Consider the following 647-nt stretch of genomic DNA (forward strand, 5'->3'; position numbering starts at 1 on the left):
CAGCATAGCCAAGATGATGGGACACGCAGACATTACAAGCACACAGGTCTATGCGCAGGTGACGGAGCAGAAGATTTCAAATGACATGGATAAGCTTATTGCCAAGCGAGAAAGGAACAAAAATCCAATGGCATAGACCTGCCATAAAGCAACGTTCCTTGGAGGCTTTGCGCCTCCAGCCACTAGGGCGAACCTCCGCAGTGTGTTTTAGCATGGTATTAGATTTATACAGGTAACACAAATAATACCCGGCAAACACGACCAACTCGGTATAGCCAATAAAATGAGGCGACAACCTATAACAGCCACACTCGGTAAGTTATACGTTGTCGCCTTGTTCATTTCACCCACTCATCAAGGACATTCTCCTACACACTTTTCATTCTGTACGCTTCACGATAGTTAGCCATCAGAATCTTCTGAATGTCGGACTCGCGGTAGAGAATCTTTCCGCCAAGCTGGATATACGGGATGACACCGTTGTTTCGGTAGTCCTGCAGGGTTCTTCGGCTCAGTTGCAGCCTGGCGCAAAGCTCCTTGTCCGTCATGAACCGCTCACCGCCAAGCATGGGGCGGTAGTTCATCACGGCACGTTCAAAATTGTCAACCATTCGGTTGAGGTGGTTCACGATGTGGTTCATCCACTC

1 protein-coding gene and 1 pseudogene are annotated in these 647 nt (G+C 48.5%); one reads left to right on the forward strand and one right to left on the reverse strand.

What is annotated here, in order from left to right; translation table 11 throughout:
* Nucleotides 1-136: pseudogene (locus NNC77_RS16585) on the forward strand (site-specific integrase); the annotation flags it as partial.
* 232 nt (nucleotides 137-368) lie between these two features.
* Here NNC77_RS16585 and NNC77_RS16590 read toward each other — a convergent pair.
* Nucleotides 369-647 (reverse strand): helix-turn-helix domain-containing protein (locus tag NNC77_RS16590; RefSeq protein ID WP_254986914.1); only part of this gene is annotated, 279 nt, incomplete at its 5' end.

The organism is Segatella copri (assembly GCF_024330485.1).
Classification (GTDB): domain Bacteria; phylum Bacteroidota; class Bacteroidia; order Bacteroidales; family Bacteroidaceae; genus Prevotella; species Prevotella copri_L.